Origin of the sequence: Streptantibioticus silvisoli, from assembly GCF_027947535.2 — a bacterium.
In the GTDB taxonomy this organism is placed as follows: domain Bacteria; phylum Actinomycetota; class Actinomycetes; order Streptomycetales; family Streptomycetaceae; genus Streptantibioticus_C; species Streptantibioticus_C silvisoli.
This window is the reverse complement of sequence record NZ_JAAGKO020000007.1, coordinates 12,459-37,071: the sequence shown is the minus strand read 5'-3', so window position 1 is coordinate 37,071 and position 24,613 is coordinate 12,459. Positions and strand designations below refer to the sequence as shown.

The 24,613-nt window shown below is 75.1% G+C and carries 17 protein-coding genes; 6 read left to right on the top strand and 11 right to left on the bottom strand.

The window, feature by feature from the left end; genetic code table 11:
- Positions 1-391 precede the first annotated feature (391 nt).
- Both POF43_RS07185 and POF43_RS07180 read left to right on the top strand, forming a co-directional pair.
- Entirely contained in the window at positions 392-1,792 is a 1,401-nt protein-coding gene (locus tag POF43_RS07185; protein ID WP_271325801.1) for a DHA2 family efflux MFS transporter permease subunit, read from the top strand.
- Positions 1,764-2,279 carry a MarR family winged helix-turn-helix transcriptional regulator gene (locus tag POF43_RS07180; protein WP_282704468.1) on the top strand — a complete coding sequence of 172 codons (516 nt, stop codon included), beginning with the start codon at positions 1,764-1,766 and terminating at the stop codon, positions 2,277-2,279. Before POF43_RS07185 ends, POF43_RS07180 begins: the two co-directional genes overlap by 29 nt.
- A gap of 202 nt (positions 2,280-2,481) precedes the next feature.
- Here the strand turns inward: POF43_RS07180 and POF43_RS07175 are convergent, their stop codons facing one another.
- Positions 2,482-3,312 (bottom strand): alpha/beta fold hydrolase, encoded by an 831-nt coding sequence (locus POF43_RS07175; RefSeq protein WP_282704467.1) that lies wholly within the window; start codon positions 3,310-3,312, stop codon positions 2,482-2,484.
- Between the two features lie 711 nt (positions 3,313-4,023).
- Here POF43_RS07175 and POF43_RS07170 point away from each other — a divergent pair.
- On the top strand, positions 4,024-5,256 hold the full coding sequence (locus POF43_RS07170; protein WP_271325558.1) for a serine hydrolase domain-containing protein: 1,233 nt from the start codon (positions 4,024-4,026) through the stop codon (positions 5,254-5,256).
- A 334-nt stretch (positions 5,257-5,590) separates the two neighbouring features.
- On the opposite strand, the gene POF43_RS07165 is transcribed toward POF43_RS07170, so the two are convergent.
- Complete coding sequence (locus tag POF43_RS07165) at positions 5,591-5,878, bottom strand: helix-turn-helix domain-containing protein (RefSeq protein ID WP_271317651.1); 288 nt, start codon at positions 5,876-5,878, stop codon at positions 5,591-5,593.
- Positions 5,879-5,940: 62 nt separating this feature from the next.
- Between POF43_RS07165 and map the strand changes: the two genes are divergently transcribed.
- On the top strand, positions 5,941-6,708 hold the full coding sequence (map, locus tag POF43_RS07160) for a type I methionyl aminopeptidase (RefSeq protein WP_282704466.1): 768 nt from the start codon (positions 5,941-5,943) through the stop codon (positions 6,706-6,708).
- A gap of 184 nt (positions 6,709-6,892) precedes the next feature.
- Here the strand turns inward: map and POF43_RS07155 are convergent, their stop codons facing one another.
- From POF43_RS07155 to POF43_RS07115, 9 genes are all read right to left on the bottom strand, one after another.
- Positions 6,893-7,726, bottom strand: a complete 834-nt coding sequence (locus tag POF43_RS07155; RefSeq protein WP_271313820.1) for an alpha/beta fold hydrolase — start codon at positions 7,724-7,726, stop codon at positions 6,893-6,895.
- 115 nt (positions 7,727-7,841) lie between these two features.
- Entirely contained in the window at positions 7,842-9,275 is a 1,434-nt protein-coding gene (locus POF43_RS07150) for an MFS transporter (protein ID WP_271323065.1), read from the bottom strand.
- Between the two features lie 354 nt (positions 9,276-9,629).
- Positions 9,630-10,838, bottom strand: coding sequence for a cytochrome P450 (locus tag POF43_RS07145; RefSeq protein WP_271323066.1), 1,209 nt, complete (start codon positions 10,836-10,838; stop codon positions 9,630-9,632).
- Positions 10,839-10,936: 98 nt separating this feature from the next.
- Positions 10,937-11,623 (bottom strand): TetR-like C-terminal domain-containing protein, encoded by a 687-nt coding sequence (locus POF43_RS07140; RefSeq protein ID WP_271313817.1) that lies wholly within the window; start codon positions 11,621-11,623, stop codon positions 10,937-10,939.
- A 60-nt stretch (positions 11,624-11,683) separates the two neighbouring features.
- Positions 11,684-12,472, bottom strand: a complete 789-nt coding sequence (locus POF43_RS07135) for a thioesterase II family protein (RefSeq protein WP_271323067.1) — start codon at positions 12,470-12,472, stop codon at positions 11,684-11,686.
- 19 nt (positions 12,473-12,491) lie between these two features.
- Complete coding sequence (locus tag POF43_RS07130; protein WP_271313815.1) at positions 12,492-13,460, bottom strand: LLM class flavin-dependent oxidoreductase; 969 nt, start codon at positions 13,458-13,460, stop codon at positions 12,492-12,494.
- 83 nt (positions 13,461-13,543) lie between these two features.
- A complete protein-coding gene (locus POF43_RS07125) occupies positions 13,544-15,124 on the bottom strand; it encodes a long-chain-fatty-acid--CoA ligase (RefSeq protein ID WP_271323068.1) in 1,581 nt (526 codons plus the stop codon).
- 16 nt (positions 15,125-15,140) lie between these two features.
- Positions 15,141-20,903 carry a type I polyketide synthase gene (locus POF43_RS07120; RefSeq protein WP_271323069.1) on the bottom strand — a complete coding sequence of 1,921 codons (5,763 nt, stop codon included), beginning with the start codon at positions 20,901-20,903 and terminating at the stop codon, positions 15,141-15,143.
- Positions 20,904-21,037: 134 nt separating this feature from the next.
- Positions 21,038-21,340, bottom strand: a complete 303-nt coding sequence (locus tag POF43_RS07115) for an acyl carrier protein (RefSeq protein ID WP_271313812.1) — start codon at positions 21,338-21,340, stop codon at positions 21,038-21,040.
- A 335-nt stretch (positions 21,341-21,675) separates the two neighbouring features.
- Here POF43_RS07115 and POF43_RS07110 point away from each other — a divergent pair, with 335 nt between their 5' ends.
- Positions 21,676-22,644 carry a diacylglycerol/lipid kinase family protein gene (locus POF43_RS07110; RefSeq protein WP_271323070.1) on the top strand — a complete coding sequence of 323 codons (969 nt, stop codon included), beginning with the start codon at positions 21,676-21,678 and terminating at the stop codon, positions 22,642-22,644.
- A gap of 336 nt (positions 22,645-22,980) precedes the next feature.
- The gene (locus POF43_RS07105) at positions 22,981-24,462 is read left to right on the top strand and encodes an MmgE/PrpD family protein (protein WP_271325901.1); all 1,482 of its coding nucleotides are present in this window, start codon (positions 22,981-22,983) and stop codon (positions 24,460-24,462) included.
- The last annotated feature ends 151 nt before the right edge of the window (positions 24,463-24,613 follow it).

The following is a 24,613-nucleotide window of genomic DNA, read 5'->3' as shown; positions in this document are numbered from 1 at the left end:
AAGGCGCCCGCCCCAAGGCGCCCGCCCCAAGGCGCCCGCTCGCTCACGGCGCTTGCCCGCCCGAGGCGCTCGCAGGCCCACGGCGCTCGCAGGCCCAAGGCGCCCGCTCGCTCACGGCGCTTGCCCGCCCGAGGCGCTCGCAGGCCCACGGCGCTCGCAGGCCCAAGGCGCCCGCAGGCCCAGGGCGCCCGCCTCCGACGAGTCCGCCCCCGACGAGCCCACCTCCAGCGCGCGCCCGCCCGCCCCCGTGCCTGAAAATAGTTATGCCTCACCAACCATTGGCGTACCTTAACCATTGGTGTGTATTAACTATTGTCTCGTCTCGGGAGGGAGGTCGACGTTGCCGAACCGAGGACCGACCCGGCGTCCGCTGGTACTGGCGATCTGCTGCATGAGTGTCTTCATCGCGGGCGTCGACGCGACGATCATCAACGTGGCCCTGCCGGCGATCCAGCGCGGCATGCACGCGTCGGTCAGCGGGCTTCAGTGGACCATCGACGCCTACACGCTGGTGATCGCCTGCCTGCTGATGCTGTCCGGGTCGCTGGCGGACCGGTTCGGCCGGCGCCGGGCGTTCCGGACCGGGCTGGCGCTGTTCTCGATCGGCTCGCTGCTGTGCTCGGTGGCGCCCGGCCTGGGCTGGCTGGTCGGCTTCCGCGCCGTGCAGGCCGTGGGCGGGTCGCTGCTGAACCCGGTGGCGATGTCGATCATCGTCAACACCTTCACCGACCGCCGGGAGCGGGCCCGCGCGGTGGGCGTGTGGGGGTCGGTGGCCGGGCTGAGTCTGGCGGCCGGGCCGGTGCTGGGCGGGCTGCTGGTCAGCGGGCTCGGCTGGCGGTCGATCTTCTGGATCAACGTGCCCATCGGGATCGCCGCGATCGTGCTCACCCAGCGCTTCGTACCGGAGTCGAAGGCGGCGCGCGCCCGCAGGCTGGACCCCTTCGGCCAGGTGCTGGTCGTCGTGCTGCTCGCCTCGATCACGGCCGCGATCATCGAGGGACCGCGGCGCGGCTGGGGGTCGGCGTCGATCGTCACCCTGTTCGTGGTCGCCGCGCTGGGCGCCGGAGCGTTGGTCGTGGTGGAGACGCGCCGCCGTGACCCGTTGATCGACATGCGGTTCTTCCGCAGTGCGCCGTTCTCCGGAGCCATGCTCATCGCGGTGGCCGCCTTCGCGACCCTCGGCGGATTCCTCTTCCTGAACACCCTCTATCTCCAGGACGTCCGCGGTGAGAGCGCGTTGGGGGCGGGGGTGCGGACGATCCCGATGGCGGTCGTGATGGCGGTGTTCGCCACGGTCTCCGGCCGGCTGGTCGCGGCGAGGGGGCCGCGGCTCCCGCTCGTGCTGGCCGGACCGCTGCTGGCGGTCGGAGCGCTGCTGTTCCTGCGGCTCGACGCCCGTACCCCGCTGTGGTACCTCGTCGTCGCCTACGTCGTCTTCGGCGCCGGATCCGGACTGGTGACCGCGCCGATCACCAACACCGCGGTGTCGGGGATGCCGGCCGACCAGGCGGGCGTGGCCGGGGCACTGGCCTCGACCAGCCGCCAGTTCGGCTCGGCGGTCGGCGTCGCCGTGACCGGTGCGATCATCGCCGCCGGCACCGGCGCCGGGTTCGTGACCGCCTCCCACGCCGCCTGGGCCGTCATCGCCGGCTGCGGCGTCGCCGTACTGCTGGGCGGCCTCGCGTCGACCAGCCGCTGGGCGCGGCAGACCGCACGGCGCAACGGCGAACGGCTCGCCGCAGCCCGGACGCGGGAGGTGACGCATGCCGACAGCGGAAACACCGTCCGCTGACCGCGGCCGGGACACCGCCGGCGGTCCGGCCGGCAGCACCGATGGGCCGGCCGACAGCACCGGCGGTCCGGCCGATGCGGCCACCCTGGCCTGGACGGCCATGCAGGCCTTCGTCACCGCCCAGGACCGCCGGGGCCGGCTGCGGGACGAACTCGACCTGGGCCCGCTCAGGCTGGAACTGCTCCTGCGGCTGGCCGACGGGCCGATGACCCTGCGGGAGGTCGCCGTGCTGATCGGCGCCGACCCGCCGTCCGCCACCCTCGCGGTCGACAAGATGCAGGCCCGCGGATTCGTCGAACGCACCCCGCACCCCGACGACAACCGGCGCAAGCTGGTGCACCTCACCCCGGCCGGCCGTGTCGCGGCCCGCGCCGGGCACCGCGTCATGACCGACCCGCCGCCGGCGGTCGCCGCGCTCTCCCCCGCCGACCTGGCACGGCTCACCGATCTGCTGGCCCTGCTGCGCCCCGAACCGCCCGCCCCCTGAGCCACCGCCGCACCGGGCCGGGCCGCCGAGCTCCAACGCCCGGCGGCCCGGGGCCCGTTCACCACGCGGCCCGGCAACGCGACGTCTCCGCGACAACCTGACGGGACCGCGACGGCACCACGTCACCCCGACGCACCGCGGCAACGGACGGCATCGCCACGTCACCGCGGGGGCACGTCACCGCGGCGTACCCGACGTACCGCTACGCCAAGCGGTCCGTCAGCTCCGCGAAGGCCGTACGGACGGCCGCCGGGTCGTCGAGCCACGGCCAGTGGCCGGCGCCGGGGATCACGTGGCGGGTCACCGGGGGACGGGCGAAGCCGGGCTCGGCGTCCCACAGGCGCTGGTCGACGACGTGGTCGTGTTCGCCGCTGACGATCAGCGCCGGGATCGTCGACGGCACCCAGCGCGCGCGGTAGCCGGCGTCGAAACCGGCGTCCGCCCAGGCCACGGCGGCGTGGCAGTACGGCAGGCCCTGGAGCAGTTCGCGTCCGGCGGGCAGTGCGCCGGCGCCGAAGTTCCAGGGGGCGGCGGCCAGGGTCAGGGCGCGCAGGGTCCGGTCGTCCGGGGTGCGGTCGTACTGGGCCGCCGCCGCTTCGACGGCCGGGAGCGGGTGGCCGGCGGCGTAGGCGGCGAAGGCGTCCCGCCAGCCGGAGTGCGGTGCCCCGCTGATCAGGGCGAGCCCGGCGGCCCGTTCCGCCAGCGCCGGCACCGACAGGATGAACATCGCACCGGTCGAGTGGCCCGCCAGGACGACGTGGTCCAGCTTCTCCGCCGCCTCGGCCAGCACGTGCGGCCACCGCCGGTACGGGTCGGGAGGGACGCCGGGCAGAGCGCGGTTGGAGCCGTCGCCCGGCAGGTCCACCAGCCAGGAGCGGCCCGGGACGTCGACCGCCCGCACCAGATCGGCCAGCGACTCCGAGCCCAGCCCGGGACCGCCGGGCACGAACAGCCAGTTCCACCGGCCCGGCCGCACGGCGGCCTCGCGCAGCCGCACCCCCGACCGCGTCCAGCGCTCCCGCACCCGCGCCACCCGCCCTCCGCCATCGTGTCGGCCGTCCGGCCCCGACCCTCCCACACGGGGTGGCGCGCGAGGCGCAGCAGGACAGCGGCTGGCGGGAGGGCGGGTGCCGCGTCACCGCGGGTGGCGGGCGGGTCGCCGTACGGCATCGGTCGGCGCACGACTCGCCGTACGTCGCGGACGGTGTCGTGGTCCGTGTGCGGGGCTTCGCCGCTGACCTGGCGGGCTCGCGAGGCGGACGGCGGTGGGCATCTCCGCGGAACGCGCCTCGCCGCCGCCCCCGCCCGCGGCCCCGAGCCGTTCCGCGCTCGCTGGCGGCCCGGGGTTGCGGCCGGTGCACCACCCGTCGTCCACGCGCAGGGCCACGGTGAGGCCCGCGTCGGCACCGGATTCGACAACGTTCCGCGTCTGATCACCGGCACCCCGGCAGCGGCCCGTCCGTTGTCCCGACCCCGCCTCCGCGTCCACGGCTCGGACACGGCCCGGTGCGGCGGCATCCGGAACCGGTCTCCACCCCCGGCCTCCACCCGGCCTCCGGCGGAACCGGCCCGCACCCCCGACCTCCGGCGGAACCGACCTCCGGCGGAATCGGCCTCCGGCGGAACCGGCCTCCGCCTTCGCGAACCCGACGGAGCGCCCCCCGGGCGGCCCGTTCGCCCTCCTGACAGGCTGCCGGTCATCTGATAGTACGGATACCGTTCGGGCGGTATGGAGGGATGTGCGATGGGCGACTTCGGTGTGGAGGCGGAGGCCGGGGAACTCGGCTTCGACGCGCGGCGGCTGGAGCGGGTGGACCGGCGCCTGCGCGCCTACGTCGACGACGGCCGGCTGCCCGGATGGCTGCTGTCGATCAGCCGGGCCGGCCGGGTGGCGCACCTGTCCACGTACGGCAGCCGCGACCTGGAGTCCGGCGCGCCGGTCACCGACGACACCGTGTGGCGCTGGTACTCGATGTCCAAGCCGGTCACCTCGGTGGCCGCGATGATGCTCTACGAGGAGGGCGCGCTCCAACTCACCGATCCGGTCAGCGACTTCATCCCGCCCTTCGCGGACCTGCGGGTGTACACCGGTGGCAGCGACCTGCGCCCGTCGACCGTTCCGGTGGCCGAACCGCCCACCGTCTGGCACCTGTTGACCCACACCGCCGGGCTGACCTACGGCTTCATGCGCGCCCACCCGGCCGACGCCATCCACCGGGCCCGGGGTTTCGAGTGGAGCCGGCCGGCCGGCTTCGACCTGGCCGACTGCTGCGAGGCGTGGTCCGGGATACCGCTGCTGTTCCAACCGGGCACCGGGTGGAACTACTCCGTGGCCACCGACGTGCTCGGCCGCGTCGTCGAAGTGGCCTCCGGCGTCAGCCTGGAGGAGTTCTTCCGCACCCGGATCTTCGAACCGCTCGGCATGACCGAAGCCGCCTTCCACGTTCCCGCCGAACGCCGTGACCGCCTCGCGTCGCTCTACTTGCCGGGACCGGACGGTACGGCCGTCCCGGGCGGTGAGCTCGGCAAGGTCGGCTCCCGGCCGCCGCGCACGCTGTCCGGCGGCGGCGGACTGCTGGGCACCGCCCGCGACTACCACCGCTTCACCCAGATGCTGCTGGGCCGCGGAACGTACGACGGCGTGCGGCTGATGGGCAGCCGCACGGTGGACTACATGACCCGCAACCACCTGCCGCACGGCGCGGACCTGGCCGCCTTCGGCCGTCCCCTCTTCAGCGAGACGCCGTTCGACGGCACCGGCTTCGGCCTGGGGTTCTTCGTGGTCGGTGACCCGGTGGCCCTGCGCGGCATCGCCTCGGTCGGCGAGTACGGCTGGGGCGGCGCCGCCAGCACGCTGTTCTGGGTCGACCCCGCCGAGGAGATCACGGTGTCGTTCTTCACCCAGCTGCTGCCCTCCGGCACCCATCCGCTGCGCGCCCAACTGCGCGCGCTGGTCCACCAGGCGCTCGTCGACTGAACCCGCCACCACGTCCCTGGGGACTGCACCGGTCAGAGGACGCCGGCGGCGGACGTGGTGAAGTACGCCGCCGGGCAACGCGGTTCGCGACACCGGAGGCGGACGAGGCGACGACTGATGCGCCGACCGATGTGGCGTTGGCGCCCACGCAGCCCTCGTTGGACGACGTGGCCGACGCCAGGCCGGCGTTCCGCCGGCGCGGCCCGGCCCCGGCTCAACCCGGCCCGGCGCGCCCCGCCCCGCTGCCGGACACGTTGCCGTACGGCGAGGGCCACCGCTCCCGTGCCGCGTCAGGGACCTCCGCCTTCCGGTCGGCCGACATGCCGGTCGATGGTCACGCCGACATGGCCTGCCCTCCGGCTCCGGCGTCGGCGTCGGTGTCCTGCGCGCAGGCGGTGGCCAGGTCGTCCAGGGACAGGTCGAGCGCGTGGGCCAGGGCGGCGATGGTGAAGAAGGCGGGGGTCGGGGCCCGGCCGGTCTCGATCTTGCGGAGTGTCTCCGCGGACACTCCGGCCGCCGCCGCCACGTCCACCATGCTGCGCTCGCCACGGGCCTGGCGCAGCAGGGCGCCGAAGCGCTCTCCGCGTCGGCGCTCTTGCGGGCTCAAAGGAACTCTCACCATGCCCGTGATACTAATACCGGTATAAGTATTGGGTAGCGTCGCATGGCAGGGAGTCACGGCACATGGTGGAGATCAAGACCGACACGGCACTGGAGTTGATGCGCGAGGCCGGACGGGTCGTGGCCAACGCCCTCGCGGCCGCCCGCGAGGCGGCAGGCGTGGGGGTGCGCCTGCGCGAGCTCGACGAAGCCGCCCGAGCCGTGCTGACCAGGGCCGGAGCACGTTCGCCGTTCCTGGGCTACCAGCCCTCGTTCGCCCCCAGCCCCTTTCCCGCGGTGATCTGCGCCTCCGTCAACGACGCGGTGGTGCACGGCATCCCCGGCGACTACCGCCTGCGCGACGGCGACCTGGTCAGCCTCGACTGCGGAGCCGAACTCGACGGCTGGACTGGCGACGCCGCGATCAGCTTCACCACCGGCACCCCCCGCCCCGCCGACCTCGAACTCATCGCCGCCACCCAGCGGGCCCTGGACGCCGGCATCGCCGCCGCCACCGTCGGCCACCGCATCGGCGACATCGCCCACGCCGTCAGCACCGTCGCCCGTACCGCCAAGTGCGGCATGCCGACCGACTTCGGCGGCCACGGCATCGGCCGCCGGATGCACGAGGACCCCCACGTCCCCAACCACGGACGCCCCGGCCGCGGCTTCCCCCTGCGCCACGGCCTCACCCTCGCCATCGAACCCATGCTCATGGCCGGCGGGCACAACGAGTACCACACCGACCCGGACGGCTGGACCCTGCGCACCACCGACGGCAGCCGCGCCGCCCACATCGAACACACCGTCGCCATCACTAACGACGGCCCCCGCATCCTCACCCTGCCCTGACCCTGACCCTGACCCTGCCCCTGAACCCCCACCCACGCCCACGCCCACCCGCAGCGGACGACGCCGGCGACCCCGGCAAGCGCACCCCGGCGATCACCGGCGTCGAGCCGCAGGGGACCGGCCGGGCACCGTTGCCTGCGGAGCGCACGGCACGCCGCCGCACGCCCCGCAGGGACCGGCTCCGTCAGCTCTTCGCGAACGTCAGCAGGTCCTCGTTGAGCCGGTCGGCGTGGGTGGCGAACAGGCCGTGCGCGGCGCCCTCGTAGGTGATCAGCTCGCTGCCCTTGATCAGGTCGTGCGTCCTGGGCGCGCACAGCGCGTAGGGCGCGCCCAGGTCGGCGGCGCCGTGGATGATCAAGGTGGGCACGGTCACCGCCGCCGTCTCGGCACGCTGGTCGGTGGTGAACAGGGTGCGGTAGATCTCGACGCCGGCCCGGGGGGAGGTGTCCAGCGCGGTGCGGACCAGCCAGTCGGCGAGTTCGGCGGAGATCGGCAGCTGGGCCGGGTCGCCCCCGGGACCGCCGAAGAACGGGCCGCTGAGCTGCCCGAGCCACTGCGCGCGGTCGTGCCGGATGGCCTGGGCCATCTCGTCGAACAGGGCGATGTCGAGGCCGTCGGGGTTGTCCTCGGTCCGCAGCAGGAACGGGGTGGTGGAGGCGACGAGCGCGAGCTTGCCGACCCGGCCCTCGCCCCCGTGCCGGGACAGGTAGCGCACCGCTTCGCCGCCGCCGACCGCGTAGCCGACCAGCAGCACGTCCCGCAGGTCGAGGTGGTCCAGCAGGTCGGCCAGGTCGTCGGCGAGGGTGTCGTAGTCGTAGCCCTGCCACGGGGTGTCGGAGGCACCGCAGCCGCGCCGGTCGTAGCTGACGCAGCGCAGGCCGTGCTCGGCCAGGAAGCCGGCCTGGAACTCCCACATCCGGTGGTCCATCATCGCCGTGCCGAGCAGGACGACCGGACGGCCGTCGCCCCAGTCGTCGTAGCGCAGCCGCGTACCGTCCCTGGTCGTGGTGTAGGGCATGGTGATGGACCTCCTGGAACTCCTGGAAGTGATGGGGGCGGTGGAGCGCTTGCCGGGCGGGCGGCGCGCCCGATGACGCGCCGCCCGCCCGCAGAACCTCCCGCGCCGGCTCGGACTAGACCTTGGCGCGGGAGCGGGTCAGCAGGACGAGGACGGCGGCCACGGCGCAGAAGACGACGAGCGGTGCCAGGGTGACGTCGAGCGCGTGGGCGTAGTCGCCGTGGTGTCCCAGGGCGGGGAAGAAGAAGGTGCCGGCGATGGCGACGCCGATCGCGGCGCAGCCCTCCTGCGCGGTGTTGAGCAGCCCGGAGGCCGACGCGGCGTGTTCGGGGTCCGCCGAGGCGAGCACCAGGTTGGTCAGCGGACCGGTGGTCAGGCCCATGCCCAGGCCGGCCACCACCAGCGGGAGCACCAGCCACAGCACCTGGCCGCCGGTGCCGACGTGGGCGATCGCCAGACCGAGCAGGACGTAGCCGGCGGCGAGGGTCACCGGACCGGCGGCGATCCGGCCGGCCACCACGTCGGTGAAGCGGGAGGAGAAGACCGAGGCGGCGAAGTAGCCGCCGCCCACCGCGAGGAAGACGGTGCCCGAGCCGAGCGCGGACATGCCCCGGCCGAACTGGAGGTAGAGGGCGAGGACGAAGAAGAACGATCCCATGGCGAGGAAGTAGGCGCCGGTGGCGGCCAGGCCGAGGGAGAAGGGGCGCGAGCGGAACAGGGCGGGGGCGACCAGCGGCCCCCGGCCGGCCGCGGCGGTGCGGCGCACGTGCCGTACGGCGGCCGCGGTCAGGACGGCCGCGGCGGCCAGGCACGCCCAGCTCCAGGCCGGCCAGCCCTGCGCGCGGCCCTCGACGAGCGCGAAGACCAGCAGGGCCAGGGCGGCGGTGACGAGAGCCGCGCCGATCATGTCCAGCCGGCTGCCGGCGGCGGCCCTGGACTCGGGGACGGAGCGGCGGACGAGGGCCAGTGCCACCACGCACAGCGGGATGTTGATCAGGAAGATGGCCCGCCAGCTCGCGCCCGCCACGTTCCAGGTGATCAGCGCGCCGCCGATCAGCTGGCCGAAGACGCCGGCCATCCCGATGACGAGGCCGTACAGGGTGAACGCCCGCGCGCGGTGCGCGCCCTGGTAGACGGTGCCGATGATGCCCAGCACCTGCGGGACCATCAGCGCGGCGGCGACGCCCTGCACGACCCGTCCCGCGATCAGCGCTCCGGCGTCGGGCGCCAGACCGCAGGCGGCGGAGCTGAGCGCGAAGAACACCATGCCCAGCACGAACATCCGGCGGCGGCCGTAGAGGTCGCCGACCCGGCCTCCGGTGATCAGGCCGGCGGTGAAGGCGACGCCGTAGCCGATGATCACCATCTGGCCCTGCGTCGACCCGGCGTGCAGGTCGCTCTGGATGGACGGGATCGCGACGTTGGCGATGAAGTAGTCGAGAACCGTGATGAACGTGCCGACCAGGACCACGATCAACGCGGTGGCCGAGGGCGCGGCCGGCCGGGTGTCGTCCTCGAGAGCGAGGCGTGGGGTTGCTTCGGAGGTCATACGGTTGGCGCTCCTGTCATCGTTCCCGGCCGTGCGGCGCGGGAGTGGTCACGTCATCAAGCCTGGCAACGCTCCCGGAGGGTGGCAATTACGTCCCAGGTAATGCCGGGAGGCCGGCCGGGCCCCGGGGGAGCGGTGCCCGGCGACCGCGCGCGACGTCGCACGGGCCGCCGCCGGGCCCCCGCGCACGCCCGGCCGGCGGCCCGCCGCGGCACCGTGATCGGCGTGCGGCGGCAGGCCCCGGTGCCGGGCGGTCGGCGGCGGAGCACCGGGGCGTCGGCGCGGCCGGGCCACCGGTACGTCACCGCGGCCTCGGCGTCACCACGCCACCGGCGGGTCACCGGCGCGTCGGTGTCACCACGTCACCGGCAGGCGGGTGACCCCGTGGAAGACCGTGCCCCGGCGGAAGACCGCGCGGGCGTCCTCCGCGAGGCGCAGCCGGGGGAAGCGGCGCAGCAGGGACCGCAGGGACAGTTCCATCTCCAGCCGGGCCAGCGGGGCGCCCTGGCAGTAGTGCGGGCCGTGGCCCCATTGCAGGTGGGCGCTGGTGTCGCGGTCGACGTCGATCCGGCGCGGGCAGCCGAACACCTTCTCGTCGTGGTTGGCGGCGGGCACCGAGATGACCACCGCGTCGCCGGCGGCGATGCGCACCCCGCCCAGTTCCATGTCCTCCAGCGCCTGCCGCACCATCGCGTCCTGGGAGATCGACCAGTACCGCATGGACTCCTCGACGAAGTTCGCGATGGCCGCGCCGTCGTCGGCCGCGACCCGCTCCCGCAGTTCGTCGTCCAGCAGCAGGCTCAGGATGTTCAGGGCGATCTGGTTGGTGGTGGTCTCGTGGCCGGCGACCAGCACCAGGCGGGCGACGCCGACCAGTTCGTCCAGGGTGATCTCCCCGGGGGCGAGGTACTTCACCGCCAGGGTGCTGATCAGGTCGTCGCCGGGGTGGTCGCGCTTGTACTCGGCCAGTTTGCCGAGGTACTCGCTCATCTCGATGAACGCCGCCTGGGACTTGGCCGGGTCCTCCTGGCTGATGGTCGTCCTGGTCTTCTCCACGAAGAACCCGGAGTCCTCCTGCGGGACGCCCAGCAGCCGGCCGATGACCAGCGTGGGCAGCTTCCGGGAGAACGCGTCGTGCAGGTCGGACGGCTGCGGCGACTCGGCGAACCGGTCGAGCAGTTCGTCGGTGAGCCGCTGGATCGGCTCGGTCAGCCGGCGGACCCGGCGCATGGTGAACTCGTTCTGGATCATGCCCCGCAGCCGGGCGTGGTCGGGGTCGTCCAGGCGCAGGAAGGAACTCGGGTTGCCGCCGGGCGGCACCTGGATGCGCACCGGCGCCCCCGGCCGCCGCTCGTCGGCGCTCAGCCGGGGGTCCGACAGGGCCTGCTTCACGTCGTGGTAGCGGGTCACCAGCCAGGCGAGCCGGGCCGGCGCGGCGCCGGCCGGCAGCCGGACCACGCGGGGCGGCTGGGCGCGCAACTGCGCGAGGATGGCGGGGGGTTCGCCGTCCTCGGTGCGGGCGAACGGCCAGTCGAGGACGTCCGGGGCGGTGTCGAGCGGCATGCGAAACACTCCTTCGGGTGACGGGTGGTGGTGCACCGTGCGGATCACGTACCGCTCACGCCCCGAAGCCCGGCCCGGCCGGCGGCCCCCCCGGGCGGTCAGCCCGGCAGGCCCACGTACGTCCCCATCGCCGCCGCCGCGTAGGAGAAGAACGCGGCGGGGTCGGCGGCGACGCCCGCGATGTGGCCGTAGACCTCGAAGGCGACCATGCCGTGCAACTGGGTCCAGGCGACCAGCATCCGGGCGATGACCGGATCCGGCAGCCCCTTGAGCAGGCCGTCGGACAGCGCCGAGACGTTGGCCCGCATGCCGTCCGGCAGCGGTGCGTCGTCGAGTCGTACCGCCGTGCCGCTCGCGTGGGCGTCCCGCAGGACGTCGAGCAGGGCGAGCACGGTCCGGGCGCCCGCCGCCATGGTCTCCGGCGGCGCGCTGTACCCGGGCACCGGCTGCCCCCAGATCAGGGCGTACTCGTCGGGGTGCGCCAGCGCCCAGCCGCGCACCCCCAGGCAGATCGCCGTCCAGCGGCCGACCGGGGAGGCGTCCTCGGCGCGGGCCCGGGCGGCCGCCGCCTCGGCGCTGTCGCTCATGGCGTTGTAGGCGTCCAGTACGAGTGCGGTCAGCAGGTCCCACGTGCCGGGGAAGCTCTCCCTGGCGCGCTCGGGGTCGGTGCCGGCCGCCGCCGACACGGCGGCGAGGTCGAGGTCGACCGAACGCCGTCCGGCCAGCCGGCGGACGGCCTGGCGGGTGATGCGGGTACGGATGTCGTCGGTCAGCTGGTCTGTCATAGCGGCAGCATGTCCGGGCGGGCGGCGCGCGTCGATTACCGCTGAGGTAAGCGGCGCCGCTCAGCGGCCGGCCGGCGCCTCGCGCTCCAGGTGGCGGGCGAAGTCCGAGGTCACGGCCAGCGCGTGATGGTCGATGTAGAAGTGCCCGCCGGCGAATTCGCTGTGGCCCAGGTAGCGGGGGCTGACCGGCTCCCAGGAGGTGAAGGCGCCGGCCTCCTCCATCAGGGCGTCGTCGCGGCCGCCGTAGCTGACCAGCGGGCAGTCCACCGCGCTGGTCCGCTCGACACGCCGGGAGCAGACCGCCAGGTCGGAGCGGAGCGCCGGGATCACCATCGCCAGCACCTCGGGGTTGTCGTAGATCTCCGCCGGGAAGGAGCCGAGCCGCTTCATCCAGTCGATGAGTTCCTCGTCCGGCATGTCCACGTCCTTCTCCGAGGGGTTGAAGAAGCCCTCCGGGGCCCAGCCGGAGACCCCGAGCAGCACCGGGCCGGCGATGCCCTCCTCCTTCAGCCGGACGGTCAGGTGGTAGGCGAGCTGGGCGCCCAGGCAGTGGCCGAAGAACGCGAACGGCCGGTCGTCCAGTTCGGCGCAGACCGCGTCGTACAGCGCGTCGAGCAGCGGCTCCCAGTCGGTGAAGGGTGCCTCGGCCGACCGCTCCTGACGGCCCGGCAGGGTGAGGGCCTGCATGCCGACGTCCGCCGGCAGCAGCCCGCCCCAGTCGCGGTAGATGATGGCGCCGCTGCCCGCGTGCGGGAACAGGAACAGCCGGATGCGCGCCTCCGGTTCCACCTCGGCGGGCTGGAACCACCGGCCGGCCGTCGCCATCGTGGTGATGACGGTCTCGCTCATGGGTGTACCTCCGTTGGGATCAGGGCAGTCGGCGCAGCGCCGGCACGATGGCCTCGGCGATCTGCTGAAGGTGCGGCAGCGGGGTGAGCGAGCCGACGCGCAGCACGATGTGCCGGGCACCGGCCCGCACGTACCCGGCCAGCCACCGCGCGACCTCCTCGGCGTCCCCCCAGGCGTACGCCTGGATGGTGGCCATGAAGTCCAGCGGCCGGCCGTAGTAGTGCTCGATGTAGTGCTCCAGCTCCTGCCGGGCGCTCTCCCGGTCGGCGCCGAGGGTGACGGTCGCGTACAGCGCGGGGGTGATCGCGCCGGCCGGCCGGCCCTCCCGTGCGGCGAGCCGGCCGATCTCGCGCCAGGCGGTGCCGTACGCCTCGGCCGTCGGCAGGAACGGCAGCCAGCCGTCGTAGTGCCGGGCGACCCGGGCCAGCACCCTGGGGGTGTCGCTGCCGGCCAGCCACAGCGGCGGACCGCCCGGCCGGTGCGGCGGGGGCAGCCGGTCCAGGCCCTCGGCCTGCCAGTAGCGGCCCTTGAAGGCGGTCGGCCGGTCCGGCCGTGCGGCGTTCCACGCGGTGCGCCACAGCGCGGCGTTCTCGTCCAGCCGGGCCGCGCGGGCGGTGAACGGGGCACCGACCGCGGCGAACTCCTCCTGCGTCTCCGGCAGCGGGAAGCCGGAACCGAGGCCGAGGACCAGCCGGGAGCCGCACACGTGGTCCAGGCCGGCGACCATGTTGGCGCCGATCAGCGGGTGGCGCAGGGCCGGGGTCAACGCGGCGGTGCCCAGCGTGATCCGGCTGGTGGCGGCGCCGGCCGCGGCCAGCACCACCAGGGGGTCGAGCCGCGGACGCGCGGTGAGGGAATCACCGGTCCACAGCGAGTCGAAGCCGAGGTCCTCGGCACGCCGGGCGAACTCCAGCAGCGGGCTGGCGCCGAAGTCGCCGGTCATGGCCTGTTCTCTGGTCGGCAGCAGAACGCCGACGCGGGTGGTCACCGGGCTCACCTTCGTCCTGTGGGGTGTGACTGCGGAGGGGAGGGCACGCCCTGCGGGGGGCCGGACGTGCGGTGGAGCGGGGGTCAGCGGACCGGGTCGGCGGTCGCCGCGCGCAGCCGCTGCCGCACCTCGCGGCGCAGGATCTTTCCCGCGGGGTTGCGGGCGAGTTCGTCCACCGCGTGGAAGGCGACCGGGATCTTGTAGCCGGCCACCTGCCCGCGCAGGAAGAGCAGCAGTTCGCGCGGGGTGGCCCGGGTGCCGGGGCGGAAGGTGACGCAGGCGTGCACCGCCTCGCCCCAGTCCTGGTGGGGCAGCCCCACCACGGCGGAGTCCGCCACGGCCGGGTGCTCGGCGAGCACCCGCTCCACCTCCGCCGGGTAGACGTTCTGCCCGGCCACCACGATGGTGTCGCTGATCCGGTCGCACAGGTAGAGGTACCCGTCGTCGTCCAGGTAGCCGACGTCGCCCATCAGCAGCCAGTCGCCGTCGATAGCGCCCGCGGTCGCCTCGGGAAGGTGCCAGTAGCCGAGCATCCGCGCCGGGGTACGCACGCAGACCTGGCCGATGGTGCCCGCCGGCACCGGCCGGCGGGCTTCGTCGACCACCTTCACCCCGGTGCCGGGGCATGCCCTGCCGGCCGCCCGCAGCCGGGGACCGCCCACCACGTGGTCGGCCGGCGGCAGGCAGACCACGACCGTGCCGGTCTCGGTGCTGGCGTAGATCTGCGCCAGGTCGCAGCCCAGCACCTCGATGCAGCGGGCCAGCAGCGATTCGGAGATCGGCGCGCCGCCGTAGGCGACCTTGCGCAGCGAGGCGAAGGTCGCCTTCGTCACGCCGTGCTCCTCCAGCATCATCTGCAACTGCGCGGGCGCCGCGTAGGTCGTGGTCACCCCCAGCTGCGCGGTCAGCCGGACCGCCTCCTGGGCGATGTAGGTGCGCATGACGACGTTGGTGGCACCGGCGTTGATGCCGTGCATGAACCAGGCGAGCCCGGCGATGCCGAACCCCGGCAGCGAGATCAGGCTGATGTCGTCGGGCCGCCAGTCGATCCAGTCCACCCCGCTGTCGCGGGAGGCGGCCGGCAGGGTGAAGAAGCTGCGGTGCGCCAGGACCACGCCCTTGGGCCGGCCGGTCGTACCGCTGGTGTAGATCTGCACCACGGCGTCGTCCGGCCGGGCCGCCGGGCCGAGCGGTTCGGTGTCGGGCGCACCGGCCCACCACGCGCGCATCCCGGCACCCGGGTCCGGATCGCCGGGCCGGTCGACGGTCACCACGTGCCGCAGGTCCGGCAGCCCCGGGGCGACGCGTTCGACGACCGGGCGGAACTCGGTCTCGACGAAGAGGAGTTCGGCGTTGGAGTCGCCCAGGATGTGGTCGACCTCGGCGGCCGTCAGCCGCCAGTTGACCGGGATCAGCACCGCGCCGGCCTTGGCGCAGGCCAGGATCGCCAGGTAGAAGTACTCCGACTCGCGGCCCAGGAACGCCACCCGGGCGCCCGGGCGCACGCCCGCGGCGCGCAGGGCGTGCGCGGCCCGGTCGGTGTCGAGGTGCAGTCGCGCGTAACTCGTGCGGCGGTCCTCGCAGATGATCGCGGTGTGGTCCGGACGGTCGGCGGCGCGGGCGGCCGAGGTGGCCGGCAGCGTCCAGTGACGGGGTGCTTCCACGATGTCTCCCGGGGTCTCAGGCGCCGCGCGCCGCGGTGAGCCGCGCGTCGATGAATTCCGCCACGTGCTGCGGCGAGGGGTGGTCGAAGGTGAGGCCGGCCGGCAGCGGCACCCGCAGCAGCGCCTCCAGGCCGGACCTGAGTTCCAGGGCCATCAGCGAGTCGAGGCCGAGGCCCACGAACGGGGTGTCGAGGTCCAGTCGCCCGGGGTCCTCCTCGTGCAGCGCGGTCGCCACCCCGGCCAGCACCAGCGCGCCGATCTCGGCGAGCCGCTCGGCGTCCGGCTTCGCCAGCAGGGCCACCACGTCGTACCGGGGCCCGGCGTCCTCGTCGCGGTGCCGCACGACGCGGGAGTACAGGGCGTTGTCCAGCAGCTTCGGCGCGAGCGCGGCCCAGTCCAGCTCGCCGCCGATCCACTGCTCGCCGCCCGGCGCGCACAGCAGCGCGGTCAGCTCCCGCAGGGCCCGCACCGGGGAGAACAGCCGGATACCGCTGCGCCGCAGCTCCCGGCCGAGGTCCTCCCCCAGCCGCGCGGACATCCCGACCCGGCCCCAGGCGCCCCAGTTCACCGACAGGCCCGGCAGGCCCAGACCGCGGCGCCAGGCCATGAGCGCGTCGAGGAACGCGAAGGCGGCCGCGTAGTGCGCCTGGGTGGCGCCGCCGATGACCGCCGACAACGAGGAGTGGACCACGAAGAAGTCCAACTCGGGCATGTCCAGGCTCAGTTCGTGCAGCAGCCAGCCGCCGTACGCCTGGGCGCCGAGCTGGGCGTCGATGTCCTGCCACGTCAGGTCGGCGATCAGGCCGGTGCCGTCGGTGCCCGCCGCGTGCACGATGCCGCCGACGGGCACCGGCTGCGCGCGCAGCCGATCGGCGACCCGCGCCATGTCGTCGGCCGAGGCGACGTCGGCCCGCAGCACGGTCACCCGCGCCCGCCGCGACAAGGCGGCCAGCGCCTGCGCGGCGGCGTCGTCGGCCGGCCGGCCGCTGCGGCCCAGCAGCACCAGGTGCCGGGCGCCGAGGTCGGCGAGCTTGCCGGCGGTGACCAGCCCCAGCCCGCCGAGCCCACCGCTGACCAGGTAGGCGCGGTCCGCACGTACCGGCACGGGCCGAGCGGGCGCGGGGCCGGCGGGCAGCCGCACCGCCACCGCCGGCCGGTCGGCCAGCCGTTCCAGCGCCTCGTCCAGCTCGTCGAGGCCGTAGGTGTCGCGGTCCGCCGCGAGGAACTCTCGCGGCGCCGCCGGGGCCAGCGCCGAGGCCGCGACGGTGACCGTCGAGCGCAACGTGCCCGGCCCGGTCACCCGCACGCGCTCGCCCACCCGGTACGCCTGGTCCGGGCCGGCGGCCTCGACGGTGCCGAGCGCCTGCGAGCCGCGCACCGGTCCCGGCTCGCCGGCCGTGAGCCGCGCGACCTCGACCCGGACGCGCACCTGGCCGCCGGCGGGCGGCGCGTCGTCGGCCGCGACGGGCACGTCCTCGCCGGTGCGCACCTCGAAGCCGCCGGGCCCGGGCGGTACGGCCGAGCCCGCCAGCACCCGGCGGACGTAGCGCAGGCCGCCGCGGTGGGCGATCTGGTACTCACCGGTGTCCGGGGCCCGCAGCTCGGCGGCCAGCACGGCGGCGTCGGTGCCGGCTGCCAGGTCCACCAGCGTGGCCCGTACGGTGGGCTGTTCGTTCAGCAGGGAGTGCACGAAGCCCGACAGCGCGGCGGCGGCGATCCGCCCGCCGGCCCGCGACCGGTCGCCCGGCACCTGCTGCGCGCCCTCGGAGACCACCCACAACCGGGGCGGCCGGGCCGCGTCGGCGGCCGTCAACGCGGCGATCACCGCGAGCAGTTCACGGAAGTTGAGCTCGAACTCCGCGCGCAGTCCCGCGGCCGACATCGGGCCGTCGGGGCAGGTCCAGCACCAGCACACGTCGGTCGCCGCGGTGTCGGCCAGCGCGGCGGGCAGCAGGTCCGGCCCGGCCAGCGCGACGACCCGGACGCCGTCGGCCGCCAGCCGTTCGCCCGCCGCCCCGGCGAACCGGTCCCCGCCGGACACCGCCAGCAGCACGTGCTCGCGCTCGTCCCGCCCGGCCGGCAGGTCGCGCCGCAGCCAGCCGACCCGGTGCAGGAACGCCGACCCGTCGTAGGCCGGCGGCGCCAGCTCGACGCCGGTCAGCTCCGCCACCGGCACGCCGTCCTCGACCAGCAGCACGTCCGCGTACCGGCCGCCCCGCCCGGCGGGCCGGGTGCGGGCGGCGACCCGCAGCACGGCGCCGCGCGGCTTCTTCAGCAGCCGCACCCGCCCGAACCGCACCGCGGTCAGCGCCGGGCCGCCGGGTTCCAGCACCGCGACCGCCCGCAGCGCGCTGTCCAGCACGTCCGGCGGCAGCAGTTCGACGGCGGAGGCCGGGCGGCAGGTGACCTCGGCCGTCACCGCGTCCCCGGCGTGCCGCACGACGCAGATGACGCCGCGCGGGGCCGCCGGCTCCCGGCCCACCGAGGCCAGGTCGGTGTGGACGTCGGCGCCGTCGGCCCGGTCCTCGGCGGCCGGCGGGTACATGGCGAGCGCGAGCAGACCGGGGGCGGTGTCCGGCCCGTCGTGCCCCGGCGCCGGGACGCCCCGCTCCAGCACGGCGGTGGCGTGCAGCCGTTCGGTCGCCGGATCGCCCGGGTCGGTGCTGACCACCTGCACCGCCGCGGTGCCGCCGGGGCCCGGGGTGACCCGGGTGCGCAGCACGGCACCGGTGCCCGCCGCGCCGGCCAGCGGCGCCTTCAGGGCCAGGTCCCGCAGCCCGGCGCGGGTGTGGCCGTCGAGCGCGTCGGCCAGCGCCAGCAGCAGTTCCACGTACGCGGCGGCGGGCAGCACCGGCACGCCGTCCGGGCCCGTCACCCCGGCCGGCCAGGCGGGCGAGCCGCAGGTCAGCTCGGTGACGAACTCGCGGGTCGCCGACGCGGGCGCCGTACCCGCGTCGGGCCCGGCGGCGGCGGTCGTCTCGCGGCCCAGCAGCGGGTGGACGGCCGGCCCGGAACCGGTGCCGCCGCCGGCCGTCGCGGTGGACGGCAGCCAGTGCCGGCGGCGCTGGAAGGCGTAGCCGGGCAGCGGCACGGTGCGCAGCTCACGGCCGCGGTGCACCCCCGGCCAGTCCACCGCGAGCCCGGCGCCGTACAGGTCGGCGAGGCCGCGCAGCACGGTGCCGGCGCCCGTGCCCGCGGCACGGCGGCGCAGGCTGGTGATCCACACGTGGTCCTCGACCGGCAGGCACTGGCGGGCCAGCGCGGTCAGCGCGCTGGAGGGGCCCACCTCGACCAGGACGTGCCGGCCGCGCTGGGCGACCGCCCGGATGCCGTCGAGGAACCGCACCGGTTCGCCGATGTGCCGCACCCAGTAGTCGGGGGTGGCGATCTGCGCGAACCGGGCCACCTTGCCGCTGATGTTCGACACCATCGCGATCGACGGCTGCCGGAACGTGATGTCCGCGATGGCCGCCCGGAACTCCTCGAACACCTCCGCCATCAGCGGCGAGTGGAAGGCGTGCGAGACGGCCAGCGGTTCGGCCCGCAGACCGTCCTCCCGCAGCCGCGCGGCCAGCTTCTCCAGCGGTTCGCGCGCTCCGGAGACCACGCACTGCGCCGGCGCGTTGACCCCGGCCAGCGCCAGCCCCGGGTACCGCGCGATCAGCGGCTCCACCTCGGCGGCCGGCGCGCCGACCGCCACCATGCCGCCGGGCTCGGTCACCGACTGCATCAGCCGGCCGCGCACCGCCACCAGGGTGACCGCGTCCTGCAGGCTGAACAGTCCGGCGACCGCCGCCGCCGTCACCTCGCCGATGCTGTGCCCGATCAGCACGCTCGGCCGCACCCCCCACGACATCCACAGCCGCGCGAGGGCGTACTCCAGGGTGAACAGGGCGGGCTGGGTGTACTCGGTGCGGTCGATCAGGGCGCGGTCCACCGGGTCGCCGCCGGCGACCCCCGGCCGGTCGCCGGCCAGCAGCAGGCTCCTGACCGACACCGGCAGGTGCGCGGCGAACAGCCGGTCGCACGCGTCCACCTGGTCGCGGAAGACCGGGAACGCCCGGTAGAGGTCCGCGCCCATCCCGGCGTACTGGCTGCCCTGGCCGCTGAAGAGGAAACCGGTCTTGCGGGGCTGGGATGCGGCCGGCTTTAGCCCGGCCGGGCCGGCGTCCAGCAGCCTCAGCAGCGAGGCGCGGTCGGTCACCGGGCCGGCCAGCCGGTGCGCGAAGTGCGAGCGGCCGACGTTGGCGGTGTAGCACAGCCGCGCGATGTCGGCGTTCGGACGCTCCTCCAGATGACGCCGGTAGGTCTCGATCTGCGCGCGCAGCGCCGGCTCGTTCTTGCCGGAGACGGTGAACAGGCCGAGCGCCGGCAGGTCCTCGCCGGGCGCCGGGGCGAGCGGCCGGTCCGGCGCCTGCTCCAGGACGGCGGCCGCGATGGTGCCGGCGAAGCCGAAGCTGTTGACCACCGCCCGCCGCGTCCCTTCGCCCGGCCACGCCACGCACCGGGTGGGCACGCTGACCGGCAGGTTGTCCCAGGGGATGCGGGTGGAGGGAACGGTGAGGTTCAGGTGCGGGTAGACGGTGGCGCCGCGCAACTGGAGCACCGACTTGATCACCCCGACGATCCCGGAGGCCGGCTCCATGTGCCCGAGGTTGGTCTTGACCGAACCGACCAGCACCGGACGCTGCCGGGTGTGCGACCGGGCGAACACGTCGCTGATGGCGCCCAGTTCGATCGGGTCGCCCAGCGGCGTACCGGTGCCGTGCGCCTCCACGTACTGGATGTCGCCGGGCGTCAGCCGGCTCGCGGCCAGCGCCCTGCGGATCGTCAGTTCCTGGGCCGGCCCGTTGGGAACCGTCAGGCCCGCGCTGTCGCCGTCCTGCCCGATCGCGGTGCCGCGCACCAGGGCCAGCACGGTGTCGCCGTCCCGCTCGGCGTCCGACAGCCGCTTGAGCACCACCATCCCGCAGCCCTCGGCCCGAACGTAGCCGTCGGCCGCGTCGTCGAAGGTCTTGCACAGCCCGTCCGGGGCGAGCATCCGGCCGTGCGAGAACATCACCATGATCCGCGGGCTGTGCAGCGCGTTGACGCCGCCGGCCAGCGCGATGTCGCACTCGCCGCGGCGCAGCCCCTGCACCGCCATGTGCAGCGCGCACAGCGAGGAGGAGCAGGCGGTGTCCACACTGACGCTCGGACCGCGCCAGCCCAGGAAGTACGACAGCCGCCCCGACAGCGGGAAGAGGGTGATGCCGGAGGCGAGGTGCCCGTCCAGCTCCTCGTACGGCAGGGTGTCCAGCTCCAGGGCGTAGTCGATGGAGCTGGCGCCGACGTAGACACCGCCGTTGCCGCGCCGCAGCCGCGCCGGGTCGATGTTGGCGTCCTCCAGCGCGTGCCACGCGGTCTCCAGCAGCATCCGCTGCTGGGGGTCGATGTACTGCGCCTCCTTGGGGGAGATGTTGAAGAACGGCGCGTCGAACAGGTCGATCCGGTCCAGGAACCCGCCGCCCGAGGTGCGGATACGCCCCTTGTCGTCGGGCCCCTGCGGGACGAACCGCTGTGCGTCCCAGCGGTCCTGCGGCAGCGGCCTGATGCCGGACCGGCCCTCGCGCAGGAACTCCTCGAAGGACTCGGGGGTGTCGCAGCCCCCCGGGAAGCGCAGGCCCATGCCGACGACGGCTATCGGCTCGTACTTCTCCAGCAGCAGCCGTTCGACGCTCTCCTCGGCGTTCCCCACGTCCTCGGCGCGCTCCAGCGGTTCCACGGTCTCACGCGGCATCCCGCGTCTCCTGTCTGCTCGGGTCTGGTCGAGGTGGGGCGCACGGCACCCCCGCGGGCGGCCGGGCCCGGTGCCGGGGCCGGCCGGTGGCGCGCGGCGGCGGTGGCGCGGGACGGCCCGCGGGGCGGCGGTGGTCAGCCGGCGGCGGGCGCGGCGGCGCCGATGGTGTCCGTCAGGTGGTCCAGCAGCCGTTCGACGGTGGGCTGGTTGAACAGCACCGTCGCGTCGATCTCGACGCCGAGCCGCGCTTCCAGCCGCTTCTTCAGCTCCATCAGGCGCAACGAGGTCAGGCCCAGGTCGAAGTAGCTGAGTTCCTGGTCGAGTTCCTCCTCGTCCTCCATCAGGAGTTGCTCCCGGAACAGGGACACCACCAACTCCTCCAGCTCTTCGCGAAGTTCGAGGCGCGGCAATCCGCGCAGCTCAGCTCCGACATCCACGGTCGGCCCCTCTCCGTTGCGCGCTTCCCGACGGCGGCACGGGATGTCCGCGAAAACCGATGCAACCAGCACCGCCTGACACGGCACTGATCCGCCGCCCGGTGCCGCCCGGCCGAGGCCCGCACGCCCCCCGCACCCGCACGCCGTACGCCGGCCGCCGTACGCCGCGCGGCACCCGGCGGACGTCAGCGCCGGGTCAGCGCCGCGTCATCCGCTGCGGTCACAGTCGCTGACGTCCGCCGGGGGTGAGCGGCGGTCGTACGGGCTCCCGCGCGCACCGGCCGGACCGGCCGGCGCCCTCCCCGCCACCGACCTGAACTGGAGTTGGGCACCCCATGGCCGAACCGGGCACCGCGTCGCCGCAGCACGCGCTGATCATCGCCAACCCCACGGCGGGCACCACCGGTCCACAGCTGATCGAGGAGGTGGCCGCCCTGTGCCGCAGCCGGCTGCCCGGGGTGCGCCTGCACCTGACGACCCGGCAGGGCGACGCCGTCCGCCAGGTCCGGCAGGCGTGCTCGGGGGCCGGTCCGGCCGCGCCGCCCGATCTGGTGGTGGCCGTCGGCGGCGACGGCACGGTCCGCGAGGTCGTCGAGGGGCTGGCGGGCAGCACCGCCGCGCTGTTCATCGTGCCCGCCGGCACCGGCAACTCCGGGTACCGGATGCTGTGGGGGGAGCGCCCCTGGCGTGCGGCGCTGCTCGCGGTGCTGGGCGCGGCGGGGGAGCCGTCCGGCGCGGCACGGCTGCGCGGGCTGGATCTGGCCCGGCTGGCGGAGACCGGCGCGAAGGTCTTCCTCGGGGCCTGCTCGGGCGTCATCGCCGAGGCCCTGGTCACCGCCCGGAGCATCCCGCTGACCGGCCGGCAACGCTACGCGGCGGCCTTCCAGCGCACCGCCGAGGCGTTCACGCCCTATCCGGGCCGGGTCACCGTCGACGGCCAGGTGCTGCACGAGGGCCCGACCGTGCTGGCCAACGTCGGCGGCGGCCGCTACCGGGGCGGCGAGTTCCTGGTGCTGCCGCACTCCGTACCCGACGACGGCCTGCTCGACGTCTGCGTGGTGGGCGGCGAGGTGGCGCCCACCCGGGTGCCGGAGCTGACCCGGCACGCCGAGCACGTGACGCTGCCCGGCGTGGCCTACGGGCGCGGCCGGCGGATCGTCGTCGAACGGCTGGACGGCGAACCCCTCCGCTTCGAGCACGACGGCGAACTCCAGCCGCTGACGGGCCCCCGCATGACGCTGGAGGTACTGCCCGGCGCGCTCACCGCCTGGGGCGCGGCGGTGTTCGACCAGGCGGTGGTCTGAGGTGACCGCCCGGCAGGGACCGCCGCTGGGGGACGTCCGCGCGGCGAGGGCGCAACGAGGCCTGTCGGCGTCCGGCGCGGTCGCGTCGCGAACGGTCGGGTCGCGAACGGTCGCGTCCGGGACGGTCGGGTCCGGCAAGGTCGCGTTCGGCAAGGCCGGGTCCGGGACGGCCGCGTCCCACCGGTTTCGTACGGCCGCGTCGCGAACGGCGCCGTCCCGCAAGGCCGCGCCCGGCCCGGCCGCAATCCGCCCGGCCGCCATCCGCCCGGCTCCGTCCCGCCCGGCGCCCTCCCGCCCCGCCGCGTCCGTACACCCGGTGAACTCCGAGGAGCCGCGATGACCGCGCTGGAAGCACTCGCCGAGTGGGCCTCGGGTCTGGAGCACGGTGACATCCCCGACCCGGTGCGCGCGCTCGCCACCAGCCAGGTGCTCTCCCAGCTCGGTTCGATCCGGGCCGGTGTCCACCATCCGCTCGGCCGGCGCCTGGTGGCCGCGTTCGGCGGACCGTGGCAGGCCGCCCCGCGCATCGGCGCCTGCGTGCTGGCCGGGCTCGGGTCCTGGCTGAATCTGGACGACACCGCTTACGCGGGCCACCTGTCCAACTCCACGGTGGCGGTGCCGCTGGCCTACGCCCGGGCCGGCGGGCTGGACGGCGCCGCGCTGATCACCGCCGTGGTGGCGGCCAACGAGTGCGCCGCCCGGATCACCGCGGCGGCCACCTTGGGCCCGTTGCGCGGCCAGAGCGCGGTGCACACCCACCTGGCGGGCGGCGTCGCGGGCCGGCTGGCCTGCCAGGGCGCGCCGGCCGCCCGCTGGACGGACGCGCTGGGGCTGGCCTTCGCGATGCCGGCCTGGCCGCTGATGCGGGCCTTCCTGGCCAGCGACGCGCGGCTGTTCAACGCCTTCGCCCCGGTGCGTACCGCCATGGACGCCTGCGACGCCGCGGCGGCCGGACTGCGCGGGGCGCCCGACATCCTCGACCACCCGGACGGGTTCCTGTCCCGCTTCGCCTCCGTCCCGCTGCCCGGCGCCGTCGACGACGGGCTGGGAACGCGCTGGTACACCCGGACGCTCTCCTTCAAGGTCCGACCGGGCGGCCCCGGCATCGACGCCGCCGTGGACTGCGCCATCGAACTGCACGGCGCGCTGGGCCCGTTGCGCGAGCAGGACGTGGCGGACGTGGTCGTGGAGGCGTCGCTCTACACCCTGTACGCAGGCCGTGCCGCCGAGCCGTACGTCACCGGACCCGGCGCCCCCCTCGGCGCGCTGGTCCTGCACACCCCCTACCCGGTGGCGACCGCGCTGCTCACCGGCGGCCTCACGGTGGACGACTTCGACGCGCCGCTGCTCGACCGCGCCGACCGCTGGAAGCTCGCCGAGCGGGTCGTCCTGCGCCACGACGAGGACTTCACCCGGGCGCTGTTCGGCTCGGTGGCGCCGTTCGGGGAGGCGGTGCGGCAGGCCGGCGCCGCCGCGGGGCCGTGGCTGCGGGCGTTCGGCGGCCCGCGTACGGAGGAACTCGCCCGGGGACGGGACGATGCCGCCGGCGCGGCCCCGGCGCCCGGCGACTTCCGCGACGCGACGAAGGCGACGCCGGCGCGGGTCACCGTGCGGATGCGGGACGGCCGTACCGAGGTCCGCGAGCGGCTGGTGCCGATCGGCGCGGCCGGGCCCGACACCCGCGCCCGGCACGCGGAACTGACCCGGGAGAAGTTCGTCTCGCTCGGCGGCGCCGAGGACGTGGCACGGGCGGCGCCGGACATCGGATCGATGGACCCGGACACGCTGGCCGACTGGCTGGAGGCGAGCCTGCGATAGGGCCGGCCCCGGCGGGCCGAAGACGGCCGGCAGAGTACCGCACCCCCTCACCGCCGCACCCTCGCACCCCCGCACCGCGTCACGCGGCGCGCCTCCCGGCGTCCGGCACGCCCCCGGTGCCCGCGAGCCCCCGCACCGGCGAGCCCCGCCC

Excerpts from the sequence above, each read along its gene's own strand:
- POF43_RS07185 (WP_271325801.1), top strand. The coding sequence starts at position 392 with ATGAGTGTCTTCATCGCGGGCGTCGACGCGACGATCATCAACGTGGCC.
- POF43_RS07180 (WP_282704468.1), top strand. The coding sequence starts at position 1,764 with ATGCCGACAGCGGAAACACCGTCCGCTGACCGCGGCCGGGACACCGCC.
- POF43_RS07170 (WP_271325558.1), top strand. The coding sequence starts at position 4,024 with ATGGGCGACTTCGGTGTGGAGGCGGAGGCCGGGGAACTCGGCTTCGAC.
- POF43_RS07165 (WP_271317651.1), bottom strand. The coding sequence starts at position 5,878 with ATGGTGAGAGTTCCTTTGAGCCCGCAAGAGCGCCGACGCGGAGAGCGC.
- map (WP_282704466.1), top strand. The coding sequence starts at position 5,941 with ATGGTGGAGATCAAGACCGACACGGCACTGGAGTTGATGCGCGAGGCC.
- POF43_RS07155 (WP_271313820.1), bottom strand. The coding sequence starts at position 7,726 with ATGCCCTACACCACGACCAGGGACGGTACGCGGCTGCGCTACGACGAC.
- POF43_RS07150 (WP_271323065.1), bottom strand. The coding sequence starts at position 9,275 with ATGACCTCCGAAGCAACCCCACGCCTCGCTCTCGAGGACGACACCCGG.
- POF43_RS07145 (WP_271323066.1), bottom strand. The coding sequence starts at position 10,838 with ATGCCGCTCGACACCGCCCCGGACGTCCTCGACTGGCCGTTCGCCCGC.
- POF43_RS07140 (WP_271313817.1), bottom strand. The coding sequence starts at position 11,623 with ATGACAGACCAGCTGACCGACGACATCCGTACCCGCATCACCCGCCAG.
- POF43_RS07135 (WP_271323067.1), bottom strand. The coding sequence starts at position 12,472 with ATGAGCGAGACCGTCATCACCACGATGGCGACGGCCGGCCGGTGGTTC.
- POF43_RS07120 (WP_271323069.1), bottom strand. The coding sequence starts at position 20,903 with ATGCCGCGTGAGACCGTGGAACCGCTGGAGCGCGCCGAGGACGTGGGG.
- POF43_RS07110 (WP_271323070.1), top strand. The coding sequence starts at position 21,676 with ATGGCCGAACCGGGCACCGCGTCGCCGCAGCACGCGCTGATCATCGCC.
- POF43_RS07105 (WP_271325901.1), top strand. The coding sequence starts at position 22,981 with ATGACCGCGCTGGAAGCACTCGCCGAGTGGGCCTCGGGTCTGGAGCAC.